The sequence below is a fragment of the Kutzneria buriramensis genome, from assembly GCF_003387475.1.
Lineage (GTDB): Bacteria > Actinomycetota > Actinomycetes > Mycobacteriales > Pseudonocardiaceae > Kutzneria > Kutzneria buriramensis.
Window position 1 is genome coordinate 179,860 of sequence record NZ_QUNO01000021.1, and the last position, 20,482, is coordinate 200,341.

The 20,482-nt window shown below is 70.5% G+C and carries 16 protein-coding genes; 4 read left to right on the forward strand and 12 right to left on the reverse strand.

Features of this window, described 5'->3' with window-relative positions:
• Positions 1 to 163 precede the first annotated feature (163 nt).
• Both BCF44_RS45385 and BCF44_RS45390 read left to right on the forward strand, forming a co-directional pair.
• A complete protein-coding gene (locus BCF44_RS45385) occupies positions 164 to 1,849 on the forward strand; it encodes a sulfatase-like hydrolase/transferase (RefSeq protein WP_246016193.1) in 1,686 nt (561 codons plus the stop codon).
• Positions 1,850 to 1,873: 24 nt separating this feature from the next.
• Positions 1,874 to 2,866, forward strand: a complete 993-nt coding sequence (locus BCF44_RS45390; RefSeq protein WP_116180797.1) for an alcohol dehydrogenase catalytic domain-containing protein — start codon at positions 1,874 to 1,876, stop codon at positions 2,864 to 2,866.
• Between the two features lie 2 nt (positions 2,867 to 2,868).
• On the opposite strand, the gene BCF44_RS45395 is transcribed toward BCF44_RS45390, so the two are convergent.
• The 5 genes from BCF44_RS45395 to BCF44_RS45415 all read right to left on the reverse strand — a co-directional run bounded on the left by BCF44_RS45395 (position 2,869) and on the right by BCF44_RS45415 (position 10,474).
• Complete coding sequence (locus BCF44_RS45395; RefSeq protein ID WP_116180737.1) at positions 2,869 to 4,404, reverse strand: copper resistance CopC/CopD family protein; 1,536 nt, start codon at positions 4,402 to 4,404, stop codon at positions 2,869 to 2,871.
• On the reverse strand, positions 4,401 to 5,012 hold the full coding sequence (locus tag BCF44_RS45400; RefSeq protein ID WP_116180738.1) for a YcnI family protein: 612 nt from the start codon (positions 5,010 to 5,012) through the stop codon (positions 4,401 to 4,403). The genes BCF44_RS45395 and BCF44_RS45400 overlap by 4 nt, the downstream gene beginning before the upstream one ends.
• A 2-nt stretch (positions 5,013 to 5,014) precedes the next feature.
• Complete coding sequence (locus BCF44_RS57050; RefSeq protein WP_211353533.1) at positions 5,015 to 7,177, reverse strand: multicopper oxidase family protein; 2,163 nt, start codon at positions 7,175 to 7,177, stop codon at positions 5,015 to 5,017.
• 460 nt (positions 7,178 to 7,637) lie between these two features.
• Complete coding sequence (locus BCF44_RS45410) at positions 7,638 to 8,909, reverse strand: L,D-transpeptidase (protein WP_116180739.1); 1,272 nt, start codon at positions 8,907 to 8,909, stop codon at positions 7,638 to 7,640.
• Positions 8,910 to 9,043: 134 nt separating this feature from the next.
• A complete protein-coding gene (locus BCF44_RS45415; RefSeq protein WP_116180740.1) occupies positions 9,044 to 10,474 on the reverse strand; it encodes a glycoside hydrolase family 30 protein in 1,431 nt (476 codons plus the stop codon).
• A 268-nt stretch (positions 10,475 to 10,742) separates the two neighbouring features.
• Between BCF44_RS45415 and BCF44_RS45420 the strand changes: the two genes are divergently transcribed.
• Positions 10,743 to 11,783, forward strand: coding sequence for a LacI family DNA-binding transcriptional regulator (locus BCF44_RS45420; protein ID WP_116180741.1), 1,041 nt, complete (start codon positions 10,743 to 10,745; stop codon positions 11,781 to 11,783).
• A gap of 99 nt (positions 11,784 to 11,882) precedes the next feature.
• Here the strand turns inward: BCF44_RS45420 and BCF44_RS45425 are convergent, their stop codons facing one another.
• Positions 11,883 to 12,611 (reverse strand): ThuA domain-containing protein, encoded by a 729-nt coding sequence (locus BCF44_RS45425; RefSeq protein WP_211353534.1) that lies wholly within the window; start codon positions 12,609 to 12,611, stop codon positions 11,883 to 11,885.
• Positions 12,612 to 12,696: 85 nt separating this feature from the next.
• Between BCF44_RS45425 and BCF44_RS45430 the strand changes: the two genes are divergently transcribed.
• Positions 12,697 to 14,385: a glycoside hydrolase family 9 protein gene (locus BCF44_RS45430; protein ID WP_211353535.1), complete on the forward strand. Its 1,689-nt coding sequence runs from the start codon at positions 12,697 to 12,699 to the stop codon at positions 14,383 to 14,385.
• A 24-nt stretch (positions 14,386 to 14,409) separates the two neighbouring features.
• On the opposite strand, the gene BCF44_RS45435 is transcribed toward BCF44_RS45430, so the two are convergent.
• Genes BCF44_RS45435 through BCF44_RS45460 form a run of 6 tightly spaced genes read right to left on the reverse strand, consistent with a single transcriptional unit; the run spans position 14,410 to position 20,479 of the window.
• Positions 14,410 to 15,306 carry a BadF/BadG/BcrA/BcrD ATPase family protein gene (locus BCF44_RS45435; protein ID WP_116180743.1) on the reverse strand — a complete coding sequence of 299 codons (897 nt, stop codon included), beginning with the start codon at positions 15,304 to 15,306 and terminating at the stop codon, positions 14,410 to 14,412.
• Positions 15,303 to 16,313, reverse strand: coding sequence for an SIS domain-containing protein (locus BCF44_RS45440; protein ID WP_211353536.1), 1,011 nt, complete (start codon positions 16,311 to 16,313; stop codon positions 15,303 to 15,305). Before BCF44_RS45440 ends, BCF44_RS45435 begins: the two co-directional genes overlap by 4 nt.
• Positions 16,310 to 17,071 carry a GntR family transcriptional regulator gene (locus BCF44_RS45445; RefSeq protein WP_211353537.1) on the reverse strand — a complete coding sequence of 254 codons (762 nt, stop codon included), beginning with the start codon at positions 17,069 to 17,071 and terminating at the stop codon, positions 16,310 to 16,312. The genes BCF44_RS45440 and BCF44_RS45445 overlap by 4 nt, the downstream gene beginning before the upstream one ends.
• Positions 17,072 to 17,127: 56 nt before the next feature.
• On the reverse strand, positions 17,128 to 18,117 hold the full coding sequence (locus BCF44_RS45450) for an NAD-dependent epimerase/dehydratase family protein (RefSeq protein WP_116180745.1): 990 nt from the start codon (positions 18,115 to 18,117) through the stop codon (positions 17,128 to 17,130).
• On the reverse strand, positions 18,114 to 18,878 hold the full coding sequence (locus BCF44_RS45455) for a sugar phosphate isomerase/epimerase family protein (protein WP_211353538.1): 765 nt from the start codon (positions 18,876 to 18,878) through the stop codon (positions 18,114 to 18,116). The genes BCF44_RS45450 and BCF44_RS45455 overlap by 4 nt, the downstream gene beginning before the upstream one ends.
• On the reverse strand, positions 18,875 to 20,479 hold the full coding sequence (locus BCF44_RS45460) for an ABC transporter substrate-binding protein (protein ID WP_211353539.1): 1,605 nt from the start codon (positions 20,477 to 20,479) through the stop codon (positions 18,875 to 18,877). The genes BCF44_RS45455 and BCF44_RS45460 overlap by 4 nt, the downstream gene beginning before the upstream one ends.
• Between the last annotated feature and the right edge of the window lie 3 nt (positions 20,480 to 20,482).

The window sequence follows — 20,482 nt, forward strand, 5'->3', positions numbered from 1 at the left end:
ACCGGCAGGTCAGGGCCCGCGACAGGGACGAACGCGCCGGCGGCCGGACGGATCCGGCACCGGCATTTCGGTCATGCGGGCATAAACAACCGACGTTTGAACCGAAGGTGAACGCGAGCCGTGTGGTGAAGTGGCAGCACCACCGCAAGGAAGGACGCTCGGCTTGTCGATCCTCACGCGCCTGCGCCGGACCCCGGAACCGGATACGGAAACCCGGACCGCGCCGTCGGGCACCCGCCGAGTCCTGGCCGTCGTGGCCTCCCTGCTGGCATTCCTGCTGGTCCTGTTCGCGCTGGTCGCGCCGGACGACCTGACCCAGCTGACGCCGCTGGCCTTCGTGCGCATCCCGGTGGAGGGCCTGGTCGGCGTGCTCGTGGTGCTGCTGCTGCCGAACGGCTGGCGCAAGCCCGTGGCGCTGATCGGCGGCGGCGCGCTGGGCGTGCTGACCATTCTCAAGCTCGCGAACATGGGCTTCTACGCCTCGCTGAACCGCCCGTTCGACCCGATCAACGACTGGAGCTTCCTCAGCCCGGGCCTGGAGTTCCTCCAGGGCGAGGTCGGCGACTTCCTCGGCTGGGTCGCGGTGGGCGTGGCGATCGTCGTCGCGACGGCCCTGATCGTGCTGATGGCGCTCGCGGCGGCACGGCTGAGCGGCCTGGCCGCACGGCACCGCACCGGCGCCTTCCGCGGCGTCGCGCTGCTCGCGGTGATCTGGATGGTGCTCGCCCCGACCGGCGCGCAACTCGCGGCCGGCCAGCCACTGGCCGCCAGCAACGCCGCCGCGCTCGCCGCCAGCGACGTGCGGCAGGTCAGCGCGGACCTCAAGGACCGGCAGGAATTCGCGCACGAGATCGACACCGACGCCTACGTCGACACCGCGCACGACAAGCTGCTCAGCGGCCTGCGCGGCAAGAACGTGCTGCTGGTGTTCGTGGAGAGCTACGGCCGCTCCGCGGTGATGAACTCCAGCTTCTCGCCCGCCGTCGACGGCGTCCTCGACGACGGCACGCAGAAGCTGAACCAGGCCGGTTTCGCCGCGAAGTCCGGCTTCCTGACCTCGCCCACGTTCGGCGGCGGCAGCTGGCTGGCCCACTCCACGCTGGAGTCCGGTGTGGACGTCAACAGCCAGTTCCGGTACACGAACCTGGTCAACGGCAACCGCTTCACGCTGGCGCGGGCGTTCAAGGACGCCGGCTGGCGCACCTTCGCCGACGACCCGGCCAACACCCGCGACTGGGTGCCGGAGACCCAGTTCTACGGCTACAACAGCGTCTACGACTCCCGCAACGTCGGCTACAAGGGCCCCAACTTCTCCTACGCCCCCGTGCCCGACCAGTACACGATGAACTTCATCCGCCAGCACGAGCTGTCCAGGCCCGGGCCGGCCTTCGGCGAGATCGACCTGGTCTCCAGCCACGTGCCGTGGGCGCCGTGGCCGCAGGTGGTGGACTGGAACACCATCGGCGACGGCACGGTGTTCGCGCCGCAGGCGGCGAACGGCACGCAGGTCAAGGACGTCTGGCCGGACCCGGCCAAGGTGCAGCACGCGTACAGCGAGTCCATCCAGTACTCGCTGAGCACGCTGATCTCGTACCTCCAGAACTACGGCGACGACAACACCGTGATGGTGTTCCTCGGCGACCACCAGGCGCAGACCGTGGCCAGCGGCGTCGACGCCGACCACGACGTGCCGATCACCATCGTGGCCAAGGACAAGTCGGTGCTGGACCGGGTCGCCGGCTGGGGCTGGACCGACGGCCTGCGGCCCAGCCCGCACGCCCCGGTGTGGCCGATGAGCTCGTTCCGGGACAAGTTCCTGGCGGCGTTCGGCGACCAGGTGACCAAGTAGGCGCCCGCCGCTACGGTGATCGTCATGCGCGCATTTCGGATCACCGAGTGGGGACGGCCGCCGCAGGTGGCGGAGGTGCCGAGGCCGTCGGCCGGTCCGGGGCAGGTGCTGGTCCGGGTGGCCGGCTGCGGGCTGTGCCACACGGACGTCACCCTGCCGCACATGCCCGCCGCGGTGGGGGAGCGGCTCGGCTGGCAGCTGCCGTTCACGCTGGGGCACGAGATCGCCGGCTGGGTCGCCGAGTCGCGCGTTCCCGGCTTCGCCGAGGGCGATGCCGTGGCGGTGGTGACGCAGAATTCGTGTGGGCGGTGTTGGCACTGCCTCCATGGCCTGGATTCCTCCTGCCCCAACGCTTTGGCCGGTCGGGGCTATGGCCGTGACGGCGGGCTCGCGCCGTACGTGGTGGTCTCGGGAGAGCGTTCCCTGATCCGGTTGGACTCGCTGGATCCGGTGACCGCCGGGCCGTTGACGGACGCCGGGGCCACCGCGTACCACGCCGTCCGGCGGGTGCTGCCTCGGGTCTATCCCGGCGGTACCGTCGCCGTGATCGGCGTCGGTGGTCTCGGCTCCTTCGCCGTGCAGTTCCTCGGCCTGTTGACGGGCTGCCGGGTGGTTGCCGTCGACACCAATCCCTTGCGGCTCAAGGTGGCTGCTGAGCTCGGTGCCCACGACACCGCCGAGTCGTTGGGCCGGCTCGGCGCGGACGCCGTCCTCGACTTCGTCGGCACCGATGACACCATCGCCGCCGGCCTTCGCGCGCTGCGGGCCGGCGGGTCGTACGGGCTGATCGGGGCCGCCGGCGGCAAGCTGGCCGGCCCGTGGTTCGGCGCGCTTCCCAAGGACGGCGAGGTCTTCACCTTCCAGGGCTCGTCCGTCGCCGACCTGCACGACGTCATCGCGCTCGCCGGTTCGCTGCGCAACGACGTGCGGCGCTTCCCGTTCGACGACATCGAGGACGCCTACGCCCGCCTGGTCGCCGGTTCCCTCGACGGCGGCCGCGGGCTCATCGTGTTCTGAGTTCAGGTCACCTCGATCTGCCGCACCACCGTCGTCTCGTCGAAGTCGGAGGTGCGCACCGTGATCGCCAGCCGCCACCGGCCGGCGAACGGCAGCTCCGTGCTGCCCGCGCGGTAGCCGCCCATGCCCATGCCGGTGTGCCGGATCGGCACCGTCATCGGGGCGATTCCCTTGTCCGGCAACGACAGCTGGGCGTTCAGCTCGGCGACGTCGATGCGCGTGCCGGCGCCGTTGGTGACCGTGACGGAGATGATGTTCGGGCCGACGGTGCTCGGTAGGACGCCGATCTGGAGCTTTCCCTTGCCGCCCGGGCCACCTGTGTCGAACGCCAGCGGTCCTTGGTCCGTTGTGGACGGTGCAGTCGGGTTGGTGGTGACGAGTGCCGCCGTCAGCGCGAGTACTGTCAGCGCACCGAGGCTCTCGACGAGCACCGAGCGCCGGACCCTTTCGGTTTTCAGCCACCGGCGGGAGAACCAGGCCGCGCCCAGGATCGCCAGCACCACACCGACCTTGACCGCCAGCAGCCTCGCGTAATCGGTGTCGAGGGCGCCAAGTTGTTGCCAGCTCTGATAAATCCCGGTCGCGATGAGGACGCCGACGGTTGCCAGTGCGAGCCGGCTGAACCGGGCGATCGCCTCCGCCGGCGGCTTGGCCAGCAGGATCACGGCGAGGCCGCCCACCCACAGCGCCATCGCGTCGAGGTGCAGGATATCGGCGGGCAGCCTGGCGGCGCCGGCGTCGTGGCCGGAGATCGACCAGGTCGCCGCCAGGCCGTTCAGCAGCACCGCCGCGATCGTGCGCCGCCCGAACGGATAGGCGTCGGCGATCACCGGCGCGGTGAGCGCCAGCAACGACATTCGGACGGCGAGGCCGGTGCCGATCGGGATGCCCATGGTCACCGCGAGCAGGCCGCCGTCGAACGCGTGGTCCAGGCCGACTCCGGCGCCGTACGGGCCTTGCAGCACCGCGTCCGCGGCCGTGGCGACCGCCAGTGTCGCCCAGCTGCCCCAGATCAGCCTCTTCCTGATGGAACCGTTGGGCCAGCAGAGGAAGAGGAAGCCGAGCGAGCCCGCCAGGCCGGCGAACGCGACGTAGCCGAGCACGCGGAAGATCCAGTACAGCACGGCCACCGCTGGGCTGCCGACGGTTGCCGTGGCGGCGGCAACCGTCGCGTGGCCGACGGAGAAGGTGAACGCGCCCGACACCGGGTGCGAATCCGCCGAGACCACGTGCCAGGACACCGTGTACGTGCCCTGCCCCTGCGCCTTGATCGCCACGCCGACCGTGTCGGAGCGGCCGCCCACCTGCCCGGCCTTCTGGTCGTCCACTGTGGACCCGTCGGGACCGAGCACGTGGATGCCCTGTGGCGTCACCTGAACCGGCTCGCCGAAGTTCAGCGTGACACTCGTCGGCGGCGTGGCCAGCGTCGACGACGGCGCCGGCTGCGTGCCCAGCAGCGACGCGTGCGCGGCGGCCTGGCCGGCGCCCGCGAGCAATGCCGCGAGGACGCCGGCCAGCACCAACAGCACGGACCTCATCGGGCTAGGCGATTCCGCCGCCAGGCCAGGGTCGCGATGGCCCCGGCGATCACCCCGATCGCCGTGCCGGTGACGCCGAACAGATCCGGCGCCTGCCGCGCCGGCTCCGCCAGCGACACAGTCGGGGCCGGGTGGTCGGACCCGGGCGCGGTGTCGATCCAGCGCACCACGTCGCCGTTGTCGTAGGTCTGGACCGCCTTGAACACCAACGAGTCCGCGTCGGCCGGCACCGGGTCGAGCAGCACGACGAAGTCGTCGTAGCTGCCCGGCGCGATGCTCCCTCCGTGCCAGGTGATCACCGAGACCGCGTCCGTGACCGGCCCGTCGTCCGAGCTCAGCGGCGTCGCCAGGCGGGTGGTCGTCATGTCGGCGGTCCAGCCGGGCATCGCTTTCGGTCGCACCGACGCGATCGGGTGGTCGGCCGGGAGGCTCAGCTGCACTTCCGTCGTGGCGGCCGACTTCTCCTCGTTCGGCACCCGGAAGGCGACCTCGGCCGTCGTGCCCTTGGTCGCCGTCGAGGGCTGGGCGGCGACGTGGGCCGAGGCGGCCCCGGCGCTGGCCAGCAGCGCCAGGGCCGTGGCGGCCAGGACCGTGATCGTGCGGCGCATGGCTACTTGACCGGGATGTACGGACGCATCATCTCGTTGTCCTCGTGGTCGAGGATGTGGCAGTGCCAGACGTACCCCGGCCCGGCGGTCGGGTCGAACGCGAACCGGTTCAGGCCCGGCTGCGCGTCGGCGATCGCCGTTTCCGTCGGCGCCCAGCGGATCAGCACCCGGTTCACCATGCCCGGGTTGATCTTGAACGTGTCCTTCCAGCCCGCCTCGGCCGGGTCCGGCGGCAGCACCGGTCCCGTCAGGAACGGGCCGATCCCCGGATTCCCACCCAGCGCGCCGTCCGCGTTCGGCGTCAGGTAGTCCCGCGGCGGGCCGTAGCCCGGGATGATCTGACCCGCCGGATACGTTGTGTGGCCGAAGGTTCCGTCGCACTGCTGGCCCGCGAAGGTCCCGCCCGGGAACGCCGCCGCCCACGCCGCTCGATAGCCGTCCACGTCCACGTTCTGGCGGTTGAGGACCTGGAACTGGATGAGGTGGATGTGGATCGGGTGCGCGTCGTCCGTGATGTCCAGCAGTTCCCACAGTTCCGTGGCGCCGACCCGAGGCAGCTCCGTGATGTACAGGCCGGTGTTGGCCTTCCCGCCCGCGATCGGCGTCGTGGTGCCGTCCCGCAGGCCGTTCCACTTGCTGTTGTTGAGGAACGCCTCCAGCGGGCCGTCATTGGTGTCCGACACCGCGCAGTCCACAGTCTCCTGCTCGAAGACGACCAGCTGCCGCTTCACCGTCGGCCGCACGCCCGCGGCCACCGCACCCGTCGTCGGATTCGCCAGCCGCACGATCGCTGCCGGCTGGTTCTGACCGCCGCGCAGCGCGGCGCCGGTCGCGGGATTGTAGGTGGTGTCCGTGCTCGAAAGCCGTTGTGTCACGTCGAAACGCATCAGCTGGCCGTCGAGGTTCGGGTCCGGCGGGCCGCCGCTCGGGTACGGGAACAGGCCGTCGTTGGTCAGGATCAGCGACCGGCCGCGCAGGCCGCTGAAGTCGATGATCACGTCCGCCCGCTCCGACGGCGCCAGGAACAGCTTCGGCGCGTTCGGGTCCGCCGGGTCGTTCAGCCTCACCGGCCGGTCCAGCAGGCCGCCGTCGGTGCCGATCTGCCAGCACGCCACCGCCGACGGCGGCGTCGTCGAGGACGCGTTCGCCGGGTCCGTCAGGTTCATCCGCAGGAAGCGCGCGTTGCAGGCGTTGACGATCCTGAACCGGTAGCGCCTCGGCTCCACCGCCAGCGTCGGCCAGGTGCGGCCGTTGACCACCATCGCGTCGCCGAAGAACTCCGGGATCCAGAACGGGTGCGAGCTCGGGTTCGACGGCGGGCCGTTCAGGTCCGCGTCCGGGTTGCTGCCGTCCGGGAAGCGCAGCTGGCCGTTCGTGTCGAACAGCCGGTCCTGGAGCATCAGCTCGATCTCGAATGCGCCCGCCGGCAGTCGCAGCGGGTTGTCCGGCCGGCCCGTGTCGAACTTGTCGCGGACCAGGTAGAACGCCGCCATGCCGCTCAGGACGTTGATCCTCGTGATGCCCAGCGCGTGGTCGTGGTACCAGAGCGTCGTCGCCGGCTGAGTGTTCGGGTAGCAGTACACCGTCGCGTTCTGCGCTGTCGCCGAACCCGTCGTGTAGGCCGGGCCGTGCCGGCCGTCCGCCGTGAACCACGCCTCCGGCAACCCGTCGGCCGCCGACTGGACCTCCGCTCCGTGCAGGTGCACCACCGTCGGCACCGGTCCCGTGTAGGGCTGCGACGGCTTGCTCGCGTTCAGCGGGTCCGCCCAGTGGATCGTCTGGTCCACCGTCAGCAGCGGCTGCACCCTCGAGCTCCTCGGCAGCGCGTTCACGTACGTCACCGTCGTCGGCGTGCCCCTCGTCGCCTCCACCGACACCCCCGGCCAGCTCGGCGGCCGACCGTCCACCTGGTACGCCCACACCCAGGTGCCGTCCGTGTGGTCCGGCGGGTACATCCCGCTCGGCAGCACCAGCTGCGGCGCCTCCACCAGCCGCGTCGTGAAGCTCGCCCCCGACACGCGGCTCGGGAAGGTTCGCAGCGCCGTCACGTACTTCGGGATCCTCGCGCTGGGCAACGGCGTCTGTGCCTGCGTCACCGCTTCCGGCGCCGCCGTTCCGCTTCCCGCCGCCAGCACCCGCGCCGCCGGGAACCCCACAGCCCCCACCGCCGCTCCCGCGACGAGCAATTGCCTTCTGCTGATCCTCGCCATCATCGGCCTCCGGCCATCGCTTTCCCCGGCCGGCAACGCTAATCCTGTCACCGGTTTCCAGGTATGGCCGGAAATCCCTAGGAGTGAGCTGAATTTCCTAGGGACAGGGCGTTCCACTAGGTAATTGAATCGGTATCACCTAGGCATTTCCGTCTGACTAGGTAATCCCCACGATTTCCGATTTACCGTGGTCACGGCCTCGGTGTACCCACCGCCGCCTGGCGCGGGACAACGGCCTCGGCTACGACGACCGGGGCTGTGGGCGTGCTTACTGCATTCGCCGCGATCGGCGACCAGAAGGTGACCGCGTCGAGGCTCCGGAGAAGTGTGACGGATCCTCGCCGACCTCGGGGAATTCGAGGCGGCGAGGATCCTGCGGAGTTGGCCCTCGCGGAGGGTGAAACCCGCCTGACTTTTACGCCGCGGCGGCGTTGTTCGCGGCGGGCATCCAGGTGGGGGCGGTGGCGGCGGAGGCGGCGACCGACGCCGGGGCGACGAAGGTGCTGCCGCTGGGCCCGGCCTGCAGGGCCATGTGGGTGGCGCTCTTGCCGAGCAGGTCCTGCCACGAGTCGAACCAGTCGGTCCAGCCGTCGCCACGGGTGCCGGCGAGCGGGCTGCCGTTGATGGTCACCGGATCGCCGGGCAGCTCCTCCTCGTAGTACGCCTGCGCGGCCTCGGGCGGCATGTTGACGCAACCGTGGCTGACGTCGGAGTTGCCCTGATCGCCGACGGACCAGTACGCGTCGTGCAGGTAGTCGCCGCTCCAGGTGAACCGCACGGACCACGGCACCTTCAGGTCGTAGTAGCCGGGACCGCCGGGAGCGATGTCGGCGGGCTTCATCTCGACGGGGTTGCCTTTTTCGATGGTGAGGTAGGTGCCGTTGGGGGTGTCGTGGCCCGGCTTGCCGGTGCTGATGGGCCAGTCGTACTGGAGCGCCCCGTTCTTGTACACCTGCATGTGGTGGCTGGCCGCGCCGGCGACGACGACGATCGAGTCGCCGATGCTGAACGTCTGGGTGAGGTCGGCGGCCCCGTACACGCCGGGCGACACCTGCACGCCGTTGAGGTGACCGGCGAAGCTGACGGTGGTGTTCGCGGGCCAGTAGTCCCGGGGCCGGAAGTCGACGTGCGTGTCGTCGGCCCAGGCCCACGCCCCGACGACGGGCTGCGAGGTGGTCAGCGACAGCGCCTGCTCGACGGCCGCCTTGTTGGCCACGGGCTTGTCGAAGGTGAGCATGATCGGCATGCCGACGCCGTAGGCGGTGTTCTCGGCCTCGAAGATGTGGGTGTGCTCGACGCTGGTCGGCGTGAGCGTGGTGAACGAGCTGGTGGCGGTGGAGCTCTTGCCGGCCGAGTTCACCACGGTCGCGTTGACGGTGTAGGTGGCCGACACGTTCAGGGTGCCGGTGCTGGTCCAGGTCTTCTTGTCGGGACTGAGACTGCCAGAGACCTTGCCCCCGCCGGTGATCTCGACGTCGGTGATGGTGCCGCCGCTCGCGGTGACCGTGATGGGGCTGTCCGTCGCGACGTTCTGCCCGCCGGCGGCCGGCGCGATGGCGGCCTTGGCCGGCGGAGGCGGCGGCGTGGTGGTCGTGGTCAGCGCGCTGCCCACGCCGCCCCCGCCGGGTGAGCACGCCGCGACCAGCAGGCCGCTGGCGGCCATCACGATCGCCGGCCACTTCTTCATCACAACACGCCCTTCCGATGCCACCGCCACTGTTCGATCATGCCGCGCCGCGGGCCGGATCGCACAGTCCTTTCATGGGATCGGACGCGCCCGGGGCCGGGCGGGTTGCTCCGCCCGCCCGGCCCGTCACAATGTCACCGCCAGGTAAAGGTGGCGACCGCCTTCGCGGGCAGGGTGTAGCTGAACGATCGGCCGTGCTCCGACACGGTGAAAGTACGTGCGTTCGAGGCGTCGGCGTTCAACACGATCAGCGCGGTGGAGCCGTCCGGATTGCGGAAAGCGACGTCCTCGACGTCGCCCGGGCCGAACGTGTTCGAGTCGATCCGCACGGCCCCGGGCTTGACGAACTTGCTGGCCTGCCCGAGCACGTAGTACTCGGCGTTGTAGGACACGGTGTTCGCGGCGTCGTCGACGGTGACGGCCCCGGTGCACGTGGTGCAGTGCATGGTGGGCCCGCCCTTCGGGTCCAGCGCGACGTTCCACGTGACGACCGACTTGGCCCAGTTCCGGGTGCCGCCGATGATCAGGTGCTCGGTCTGCCAGTCCAGCGAGTCGGCGAACGTGGTGGCGGGATTGGACGACTGTGACCCGGAGCACTCGGTGAAGTACGCGTCCTTGGCCGGGAAGGCGTCGTGCACGGTGGACTGCGCGTCGGGGTTGCCGCCGTAGCAGTGCCAGGCGACGCCGGACGTGTACTTGGCGGCCTGGGGGTCGCCGAGCACCGCGGACGGGTACTTGGTGTCGTCCCAGTTGTGGTCGTAGGCCAGGATCCCGGTGCGCAGGCCGGCGGCGCGCAGTGCGGGGCCGAGGTAGTCGCCGATGAACCGGGCCTCGTCGGCGGCGCTCATGGTGGCGCCGGGGTAGTCGGCGGGGGAGTACTCGGGCTCGTTCTGCGCGGACAGCAACGACACCGGCACGCCGGCCTTTCGGTACGCCTGAACGAACTTCACCAGATAGTTCGCGTACGTCCGAAGTGTCTGGTCGTCGGTCCTGACCGACCCGCCGATCATCGAGCCGCTGGTCTTCATCCAGCCGGGCATGCTCCACGGCGTGGCCATCACGGTGGTCGCCGGGTTCAGCCGCAGCGCCTCGCGCAGCACCGGCAGGATGTAGTCCCGGTCGTGCGCGACGGAGAACCGCGAGAGCGACGGATCGGCGGCGCCGTCGTCGTAGCTGAACAGCGAGCGGGAGAAGTCCGAGGCGCCGATCGGCTGGCGCAGGAAGTTCAACCCGATGCCGCGCCGCGGGTCGAACAGCTTGGTCATGATCGCGTCGCGCTGCGGCGAGTTCGCCACCAGCCAGGCCGACGAGTCGGTGAACGACGCGCCGAACCCGGTGATGGACTGGTACTTCTTGGTCTGGTCGATGGTGATGGTCGGTCCGCCTGCGGTCTCGCGGCCGAACCTGGCGCCGGGTAACTGGGTCAGCAGTCTGCTCTGGTCGGCGGTGGTCTCCCACACCGACACCGAGGTCCACGGCGTGGCCTGTGCGGCGACGGAACCCGCGGTCGTGCCGAGCACGAGCGTCGCGGCGACGGCCGCGGCGAGGTTGGCACGGGACGTCATCGGCCCCTCCTCAGATTCTGAAACAATTGAAACAGAACTGGAACAATTGCCGGCGCGGACAGCAAAGCAGCCGACGCTCGGCAGTGTCAACGGCGTGCCGGGTGACCGGGCTCGAGCGTCGCGGCGAAACCGTCATCGCTGTTGGGCGGTGTGAAGTGGACCCATTCGGGACCGCGGGGCCGGTCGTGGTGCACATATGTGATCGGATTTGGTTCCGGAAAGCGTATTCCCGGTTACACTCCTTGCGTGAAACAAAGGCCTGTAACAAATGGCTAGGCGGTCGGACGGTCGGGCCACCGTGCGGGACATCGCGGCCAGCGCCGGGGTGTCCATCGCGACCGTGTCGCGCGTCCTCAACGACAGCGAGGACGTGGCGCCGGGCACCCGTGATCTGGTGCTGGCGGCGATCGAGCGGCTCGGCGGCCTCGCCCCGGTGCCGCGCGCCCGTCGCAACCGCGTCGCCGAGGGCGCGGTCTACGTGCACTGCCCGTACGTGCTCTCGGACTACTTCGGTCTGATCGTCTCCTCCGTGGCGGAGACCCTGGACCTGCACGGCCGCCGGCTCGTGCTCAACGCCGGCGAGGCCGCCCAGAACAAGCCGGTGCTGTCGGGCCTGCCGCTGCTCGGCGGCGTCGCCGGCGCGATCATGCTGCTGCCGCCGGAACCGGGCGAGCAGCTGGTGGCCCTGCGCGGCACCGGCTTCCCGTTCGTCGTGATCGACCCCCGTACGACGCTGCCGAGGGACATCGCCGCCGTGTCGGCCGCGCACTTCACCGGCGCCCGCCGCCTGACCCAGCACCTGGTCGAACTCGGCCACCGCCGCATCGGCGTGATCGCCGGCCCGGACAACTGGCTCGCCGCCGACGCCCGTCGAGCCGGGCACGCCGCCGCCCTGACGGAGGTCGGCGTGCTGACGCCGCCGTCGTTGATCCGCAGCGGTGAGCCGACCGCCGACGAGGGCTTCCGTGCCGCCTCCGAGCTGCTCGACCTGCCGGATCGTCCGACCGCGCTGATCGGCTTCAACGACAAGATGGCCGTGGGTGCCATGGCTGCGGCGGCCCGTCGTGGGCTGCGGGTGCCGGAGGACCTGTCCGTCGCCGGCTTCGACGACATCGACCTGGCCCGCGCGACCAAGCCGATGCTCACCACCGTGCGGCAGCCGCTCGGGGAGATGGGGCGGATGGCCGTCACGCTGCTGATGCGCCTGCTCGAGCGCCACCAGTTGGAGGCCCTGCACGTCGAGCTGGCCACCGAGCTCATCGTTCGCGCCTCCACCGGCCCGGTGCCGACTCCCGCGAGTCCCGCCTAACGTCACACCGAAATGCGGTTTCACACAGAAACGGGCCCAGGGTCTCGGAGCTGCGCGAAACCGCATTTCGGTGTGTCTGTGAGCGCGACTCGCGGGGGTTCAGCCGGGGATGGTGCGGCCGTTGCCGAGGGGCCAGCGGGTGGACCAGGACTGGATGTCCTCGTCGGGGACGCCGGCGGCCCAGAGGACGGCCTGCCGCGCCAGTTGCCGGAACCAGGGGTTGCCCCAGGCTCGGGGGTCGTGGCCGAGGGCGGTGTAGAAGACCCGGCCCTGCCCGTGCTGCCGGACGTATGCGATGGGCTGTGGCCCCTCCGGAGTGTCCCGCTCGGCCAGAACCTCGACATCCGGCGCGCAGTCGATGAGGTAGTACTCGTCGTCGATGGCGAAGTCGCCGAGGTGGCGGGTGACGGCGTGCCCGGGGCGCACCCGCACGTCGAACCGCCCCTCGGAGCCGGCGTTGCCGTGCGAGAGATACCGCGAACCGATCAGGTCGATGCCGGCGCGGTCCGCCTCGACGCCGCCGGGGCCGAAGCCGAACAGGTTGCTCGCGTGCACGGCGACCACGCCCTTGCCGGCGGCGACCAGGTCGGAGAGCGCTTTCTGCTCCTCGGGGTCGAACCGCGGTCCGGACAGGTACAGCACGTAGACGTCGGCCTCGGCGGTGGCGGGCATGGGATCGGCGAACCGGTTCACGCCCACGCCCCGTGCGGCCGGCAGCCCGCCCTCGGTGACGATCTCCTGCAACGCCAGGGCGGCGCCGATCAGATCGTGGTGCAGGTCGGTGCCGTCGACGAGGACGAGCGTGGACGGGACGGCGCGCAGCTTCACGAACACCGAAGCTACCGACAATACAAAGGGCAGTCCAGAGCCATACCAGTTGAACCATGGCGGACCGTGGGCTAGCGTCGGACCGGTGCCGACCACGATCCTGACCAGTCACCTCGGCTACGACACCGCCGGCAGCAAGAAGGCCGTGCTGCTGCACCGGAACCCCACCGAAGTCCGCGCCGCGGCGCTGGTGGGGGAGGACGGCGCCCGGGTCGAGCTGACGCCGGGCCCCGAGGTGACCGTGGATCGCTGGTCGCTCGGCGCCTTCCGCCGTCTCGACTTCAGCGATGTCCGCGAGCCGGGCACGTACCAGGTGGAGATCGAGACGGCGGAGGGCACCCAGCGCTCGGAGCCGTTCCCCATCGCGGACAAGCGGATTCCCGCCACCGGGATCTCCGACTGCGTCAACTACTTCCGGGCCGTGCGCTCCACCGGCGAGATCGACCGCAAGGACCGCGCCGCCAGGTTCTACAACGACGACTCGGGCCGCACGGTCGACGCCCGCGGCGGCTGGCTGGACGCGTCCGGCGACTTCAGCAAGTTCCTCAGCCATCTCACGTACACACGGATGATGAGCCCGCAGCAGATCCCGTTGTGCGCGTGGGCTTTCTTCGCCGCCCGCGACAACCTCCGCGCCGACCCGACCCTGGACGGCGCGCTCGGCGCGAAGCTGCGTGACGAAGGTCTGCACGGCGCCGACTTCCTGGTGCGATTCCAGTCGCCCGAGGGCTACTTCTACACCGGCATCTTCGACGCGCTGACCAAGGACCTGAACGAACGCGTGATCAACGCGCCGTTGCAGGACAGTGTGCGCACCCAGCGCTGGCAGGCCGCCTACCGCCACGGCGGCGGCCTCGCCGTCGCCGCACTGGCCCGCGCCTCGCTGGCCGAGGTCAGCGGCGACTTCGCCCAGGCCGAGTACCTGCGCGCCGCCCGCCGCGGCTTCGATCACCTGGAGCACCACAACACCGACTACAGCTTCGACGGCACCGAGAGCGTCATCGACGACTACTGCGCGCTGCTCGCCGCGACCGAGCTGGTCAACGCCGGCGAAGGCGTTGTCGCGCAGGCGGAATCCCGCGCCCTGTCGCTGATCGCCCGCTACACCGGCGGTCCGGGCTTCGGCTACCTCATCGGCGACGTCGAGGGCCGGCCGTTCTTCCACGCCGCCGAGCCCGGCCTGCCGATCATCGCCCTGCTGCGGTTCGCCGAGGTCTGCCCCGGCTCGCCGGTGAGTCCCCAGGCGCGCGTCACCGCACTCGCGCTCGCCCGCGACGCCGTGCACCTCAACGAGGAAGTGGCCAATCCTTTCGGCCTCAACCGGCAGTACGCGCAGCCCAAGGGCGAGGAGCCTCGTACCACCTTCTTCTTCCCGCACGGCAACGAGACCGGCTACTGGTGGCAGGGCGAGAACGCCGGCATCTGCTCCGCCGCCTACGCCGCGCTGGTCACCGCCGGCCAGCCCGAGTGCGACGACGAGCTCCGGCAACGGCTCCAGGTGCTGGCCGACGACCAGGTGCACTGGGTGCTCGGCCTCAACCCGTTCGACAGCTGCCTGCTGCAAGGTCGCGGCCGCAACACCCCCGAATACCACGCGATCTTCAAGAACGTGCCCGGCGGCATCCTCAACGGCATCACCGCCGGCTTCGAGGACGAGCACGACATCGACTTCATGCCGGCAGGTCCGGTCGCCGCGGGCAACGCGTGGCGGTGGGCCGAGCAGTGGATCCCGCACTCGGCCTGGTTCCTGCTGGCGGCCTCGCTGATGCGTTGACCGGGTCCAGCGCCGGCGGCGGAGTCAGCGTTGAGGAGATAAGCGCCGTAGCGCCAGGATCACGCCGCCGGCCACTGGCGGCACCTCCAGCAGGCGCAGCTTGAGCGACGGATAGAAGTCCGCGAGCTTGGAGCGGAAACGGTCGGCCAGGCGGGGCTGGTGGACGATCACGCTGCCGGCCGCAACCACGGTGTCGCCGATGGCGCCGCGGGCGATGAGCTGGCTCACCAGCAACTTGAGGCCGCGGGCGGCCTCGTCGATGACGCGGGCTGCGAGGGTGGAGCCGGCGTCGGCGGCCTCGAACACCGCGACGGCGGCGGGGCCCCAATTCTCGGGCGTGGGGGTGTCGTTGACAGCGCGGGCCAGGGCGGGCGGGTCGGGAACGGCGTAGTGCTGGAGCAACGCCCGCATCAGGCCGTCGTCCGGACGGCGGTCGTCGTACGCAGCGAGGGCGGCCTTGGTGGCCTCACGCAGGATGGCGGGCGCACTCGCTTCGTCGCCGAGCACCCAGCCCCACCCGCCGGCGAACAGCACCTCTCCGGCGGCGTCCGTGCCGACGGCGATCGAGCCGGTGCCGGCGATGACGCCGATGCCCGCGTCGAGACCGGCGGCCGGCACCAGCAGGGCAGCATCGTTGACGACGGTCGCGTGCACCCCCAGTGCCGCGACCGCCGCCGCCAACGCCTCGCAGTGCTCCTGTGTGTCGCACCCCTGCGCGCCCACGCCCACCGCGACGATCTCGTGGTCGGCCGGCACCGCCAGCGACAACAGCGACCGCAGCCACCGCGCGGCCTTCGCCGCCGGCGTCGCCGACCAGCCGTCCGCCGGCCACTGGTGGTCGCTGACCACCTCGCCGTCCAGCGTCGCGATCCGCACCGCGACCTTCGTGCCTCCGACGTCGACCCCGACCACAACTCTCATAGCCCCGGCACCTTGATGTCGTTGTTGTGGAACACGAATTCCTCGATCGCCACGTCCCGCACGGCCGCGACTGCCTCGACCAGGATCTGCACGGCGACGATCTGCGCGATGGCGGCCTGCGCGGGCGGCAGGTCCGGGATGCGCACGGGGTGCACGAGCGGCCCGGCGTCCACGTCGTCGCTGGTGATCAGGATGGCCGGATGCCCTGCCCCGGCAAGGGTTTCGGCGATGACGAGCTCCCGGTCGGAGCCGAACAGCACGTGCACGCCACCGCCGGCGGACTCCATGGCGCCGTGCAGGAACTGCCGCGTGCTCATACCGGTGGCGGGTATGCGGGCCACCTCGCGGAACAGCAGCGCGCCGGCCTCGGCGGAGCCGACGGACGGCCCGGCGCCGACGAAGTCGGCGGACGTCGCGGCGGCGAAGAGCGGGGCCAGTGCACGGATCCGCGGCCCCAGGTCCCGGTCGACGAGATCGACGACATCGCCGACGCGCGACCAGCCGTCGTCGATCCGGCCGCCGTGCCAGGCGTCCGCGATCAGGCCGAGGGCGGCGATGGTCGCGGTGAAGCCGATGGTGGACGCGTAGCTGTCGGCGATGTTGCCGAGGTCGACCAGGCCGGACGCGAGGTCGGCGATCGGCGACGGCACGACGTTGACCACGGCGAACCGCCGCGGCTCGGGAATGGTCTCCAGCACGGCCAGCGTCTCGGCGCTGCGGCCGCTCTGCGACACCGCGAAGATCGGGTGGCTGCTCGGCGGGAACGGCAGCGGATGGTCGCCCGCCCCCAGCCGCCACGAGTGGATGCCGCGCGAGCGCAGCGCCCACACCGGCGCGCACGCGGCGGCCAGGCTCGCGCCGATGCCGACGAAAACCGGTCCAGGACCGGAAAAACGACCCCCAGCGGCCAGCTCGGTCACCGAGCCGGCCAGACGGTCGACCGCCGCCGCGAGGTCCGCCGCCTGGGTGGCGCGGGCCCGCGTGTAGGCGATGAAGCCGTCGATCATGTCTGCTCCGTTCCCGCATTTCTGGTGAAGGACGTGCGCAGTCGGTAGCGATCGCCCGCGTACCGGATGGTCGAGGACAGCAGCGGGCGCTGGACGCGGTCCCGCACCACCTGCCGCATCTGGAGAATCGGCGTCGCCTCCGGGATGGCCAGGTGCCCGGCGACCGCTGCGGTCGCCGGCCGCGCCTCGATGGTGGTGTCCGCCTGCGCCAGCTGGAAACCGCGGCCGGTGACGATCTCGTAAAGCGACGCGGTGGTGAAGTCGACGCTCTCGAAGCCCTCGGCCACGTCCGCGGGCAGCAGCGACTCGTCCACCGCGATCGGCACGCCGTCGAGCAGCCGCACCCGGTCCAGCCGGAACAACGGCGTGCCCGGCGCGATCTGGAACGTCTCCGCCTCGTCGAAGCTGGCCGGCGCGGCCTCGGCCCGCAGCACCATGGAGGTGGAGGCCAGCCCCATCCGCCGGGCCGTCTCGGAGAACGACTCCAGCGTGTTGGGCCAGTCGCCGCGTTCCGGCGCGGTGACGTACCAGCCGCGGCCGTGGGCCGAGCGCAGCACGCCCTCGTCGACCAGCGCGGACAGCGCCTTGCGCAGCGTCACCCGGGAGATCTCCAGCTGCTGGCACAGGTCCCGCTCCGGCGGCAGCCGTGTGCCCGGGCGCAGCTCGCCGTCCGAGATGCGGGTGCGCAGCAGCGTCGCGGCCTGCGTCCACAGCGGCTCGGGATAGGCGGCGGGCAGCACCGGCTGTTCGGCGGTCACACGGGCCCCTGCATCGGCTTTACCTCCTGTCGGCATGACCAGAATACCAAGTGGTATTACTTTGGTCTTGCATCGGTCTGCTCGATGAGGCGATCGAACGCGGAGTTCAGCTCGGCGTCGACGGCGCGCAACCGGGGTTCCTTGTCGTGGTGCGCGACGAGCTCCCGGGCGCCCTCGGCGAACGACACCGTCGGCGCGAAGCCCGGCACCAGGGCGCGCAGCTTGCCGGGGTCGAAGAGCATCGAGTGCCGGAAGTCGTGTTCCAGCACGTCCCGCCAGCCGGGCAGCACCTCGGCGATGGACTCGCTGGACCGGTGCCGCAGCACCGGTTCCCGCACGCCGGCCGCCTCGGCCAGGGTGAGGTGGATCTGGTCCCAGGTCAGGATGTCGCCGGACACGACGTTGACGGACTCGCCGACCGCGTGCCCGTTGCCGAGCAGCGGCACGAACGCCCGGGCGAAGTCCCGGGAGTGCATCAAGGTCCACAGCGAGGTGCCGTCGCCGTGCACGACCACCGGTCTACCGGCGCGCATCCGGTCGATGGCGGTCCAGCCGGCCAGCACCGGCACCACGGTCCGGTCGTACACGTGCGCCGGCCGCACGATGGTCAGCGGGAAACCGCCCTCCCGGTAAGCGTTCTCCAGGAACACCTCGCAGGCGATCTTGTTGCGCGGGTAGTCGAACACCGGCTGCCGGCGTGGCGTCGACTCGGTGACCGGCAGCTGTGGCACCGGTCGCGCGAACACCGAACAGGTGCTGATGAAGACGTACTGCCCGGTCCGCCCGGCGAACACCTCGGGATGGGCCCGCACGTCGTCCGGGGTGAAGCCGACCCAGTTCACGACCGCGTCGAACTCCGCGCCGCCCAACGCCTCCCGCAGCTGGTCGCCGTCACGGACGTCGGCCCGCAGCTCGCGGACGCCCGGCGGCGGCTGCCGGCGAGGCTCGGTGCGCGTGACGATGGTGACGTCCAGGCCGGACGCCACCGCCTCGTCCGCGCAGGCGGAGCCGATCATGCCGGCCCCGCCCAGGAACAGCACCTTCATCGCGCCCCCAGCGAGAGTCCGTTGCCGACCAGATGGTCATAGCTGCGTCGCAGCGCCTCGAACGTGTCGATGTGCAGGCGCTCCAGCTCGACGATGTGCCAGCGCAGCCCGGACGGCACGGAAAGCGTTCGCCGCCAGTCGATCCGCCCCTCGCCGATCGGCACCATCACGTCGTCGGAGTAGCTCACCGCCGGGCCGTCCTTGACGTGCACGAACCGGGCCCGCTCGCCCAGCCGGGCGAGGATCTCCGCCGGATCCGCGCCGCCCAGCACGGCCCAGTACGCGTCCAGCTCCACCAGCACCCGGTCGTCCAGCTCCGCGAGCAGCAGGTCGTAGGCCTGCACGCCGTCGAAGAACTGCGAGAACTCGGCGAAGTGGTTGTGGTAAGCGATTTCCATGCCCCGCGCCGCCGCGTGCTCGGCGGCCACGTTCACCCGCTCCACGCCGCGCTTGACCGCGTCGGGGGAGTCGAACTCCTTCCGTTCCATGCTCCACACCAGGACCTCGGCGCCCAGCTCCTGGTTCTGGTCGAGGATGGCCTCCGCGTCCGGGCCGGCCGGGAACGGCGCGTGCGCGCTCGTCACGGCCAGCCCGGACGCGGCCAGCGCGTCCCGCACGCGCGCCGGTCCGAAGTGCTCGACCAGGCCGTAGGTCTCGACGCCCCGATAGCCGATCTCGGCCAGCCGGGCGAACGTGCCGTCGAGATCGGCGCGGGCCTGGTCGAGCACGGTGTACGCCATCACGGCGATGTCCGCGGTCACGCCGGCTTCAACCTCAGCGCCACCACGACGTTGGGCACCGCGGTGAAGTAGGGGTTGTCCGGGTCGGGAAAGCCGGTCACCCGCTTGGTGCTCCAGCTGCTGTAGGAGCCCCAGTAGAACATCGGGATCCACGGCAGCTTCTCGACGAACACCGTCTCGATCTTGTCCAGGATCTGCTGCCGCTGCTCGTCGGTGGTGGCGAGCGGGTACTGCTTGAACAGCGCGGCCGCCTCGTCGTCCTTGAACCGCTCGATGTTCTGGAACGACGGCGTGGCCTGCCCGATCGGGTAGTACAGGTTCGGGTTCATCGTGTCGTTGTAGAAGGAGAACGCACGCGGCGGCGAGCTCACCGGATAGCCCATCGTCGAGTCGAAGTCGCCCTTGGCCGTGCGCGGGTTGATGTCGTCGACGGTGGTCGTGTCGATGTTCAGCTTGATGCCGATGTCCTTGAGCTGCGACACCAGCACCTGCACGCGTGCGGCGATCTCCGTGTAGGAGGCCGGGAAGCTGCAGCTGAACTCGACCCGCTTGCCGTCCTTGGCGTAGTAGCCGTCGCTGCCCTTGGCGTAGCCGGCGGCCTGGAGCGTCTGCTCCGCCTTCGCCTTGTCCTCCACGAAACCCACGCTCTTGTACTGCGCGGACACCGCCGACTGGTAGGTCGGCAGCGGCAGGCCGGTGATGCTCGTCGCGGGCTGCTCACCGCTGGCCGCGGCCACCTGCTTCCGGTTCACGCCGAGGCTGATCGCCTTGCGCACCGCGATGTCCGACAGCGGCCACCGCTCCAGGTTCGGGATCAGACCGTCGGTGCCGGCCCGCGGCGCCCAGAAGTGGTAGTTCGGGCTCTTGGACGTGAAGGTCTTGTCCGCGTTGGCGATGTAGGCGCCGGCCCAGTCGGCCTGGCCCTGCACCATCGCGTTGGTGATGGTGGAGTTGTCCTTGTACGGCACGAACCGAATGGCCGAGATCTGCGCCTTGTCCTGCCAGTAGTCGTCGTTGCGCACCAGCAGCAGGCTCTGCGGGGAGAACTGGCCGACCTTGAACGCGCCGGTGCCGACCGGATTCGGGTCCTGGTAGGTGGTCGGGTCCTTGACCGACTCCCACAGGTGCTTGGCCACGATCGGCGCGGACACGATGCTCGGGAACAGCTGCTCGGACGGGTCCTTGAAGGTGAACACGACCTTGTTCGGGGCCGGCGAGCTGACGTCGCCGGCCGGCACGCCCTGGAGGTTCAGCGCCGGGTACTTGGCCAGCAGCTGGTAGGAGAACACCACGTCGTCGGCGGAGAACTCCTTGCCGTCGGTCCACTTCACCTTGTCCTGCAAGGTGACCGTGAGCGTCTTGTTGTCGTCGGACCACGCCCACGACCTGGCCAGCCAGGGGATGTCCTTGCCGATGTCGGCGGTGTTGATCTGCACCAGCGGCTCGTAGATGAAGGAGCCGTTGTAGGTGACGCCGAGCGCGGTGTTCTCCAGGAACGGGTTGAACACCTGGGTGAGGTTGTCGGACTGGCCGGCGACGGTGATCGTCGAAGTGCCGCCGGACGACGAGCCGCCGCCCGACGAGCAGGAGGCCAGCGCGAGACCGCCCGCGGTGGCGATCATCCC

Coding starts and splice junctions, on each gene's coding strand:
- BCF44_RS45390 (WP_116180797.1), top strand. CDS start 1,874: ATGCGCGCATTTCGGATCACCGAGTGGGGACGGCCGCCGCAGGTGGCG.
- BCF44_RS45395 (WP_116180737.1), bottom strand. CDS start 4,404: ATGAGGTCCGTGCTGTTGGTGCTGGCCGGCGTCCTCGCGGCATTGCTC.
- BCF44_RS45400 (WP_116180738.1), bottom strand. CDS start 5,012: ATGCGCCGCACGATCACGGTCCTGGCCGCCACGGCCCTGGCGCTGCTG.
- BCF44_RS45410 (WP_116180739.1), bottom strand. CDS start 8,909: ATGAAGAAGTGGCCGGCGATCGTGATGGCCGCCAGCGGCCTGCTGGTC.
- BCF44_RS45415 (WP_116180740.1), bottom strand. CDS start 10,474: ATGACGTCCCGTGCCAACCTCGCCGCGGCCGTCGCCGCGACGCTCGTG.
- BCF44_RS45420 (WP_116180741.1), top strand. CDS start 10,743: ATGGCTAGGCGGTCGGACGGTCGGGCCACCGTGCGGGACATCGCGGCC.
- BCF44_RS45435 (WP_116180743.1), bottom strand. CDS start 15,306: ATGAGAGTTGTGGTCGGGGTCGACGTCGGAGGCACGAAGGTCGCGGTG.
- BCF44_RS45440 (WP_211353536.1), bottom strand. CDS start 16,313: ATGATCGACGGCTTCATCGCCTACACGCGGGCCCGCGCCACCCAGGCG.
- BCF44_RS45450 (WP_116180745.1), bottom strand. CDS start 18,117: ATGAAGGTGCTGTTCCTGGGCGGGGCCGGCATGATCGGCTCCGCCTGC.
- BCF44_RS45460 (WP_211353539.1), bottom strand. CDS start 20,479: ATGATCGCCACCGCGGGCGGTCTCGCGCTGGCCTCCTGCTCGTCGGGC.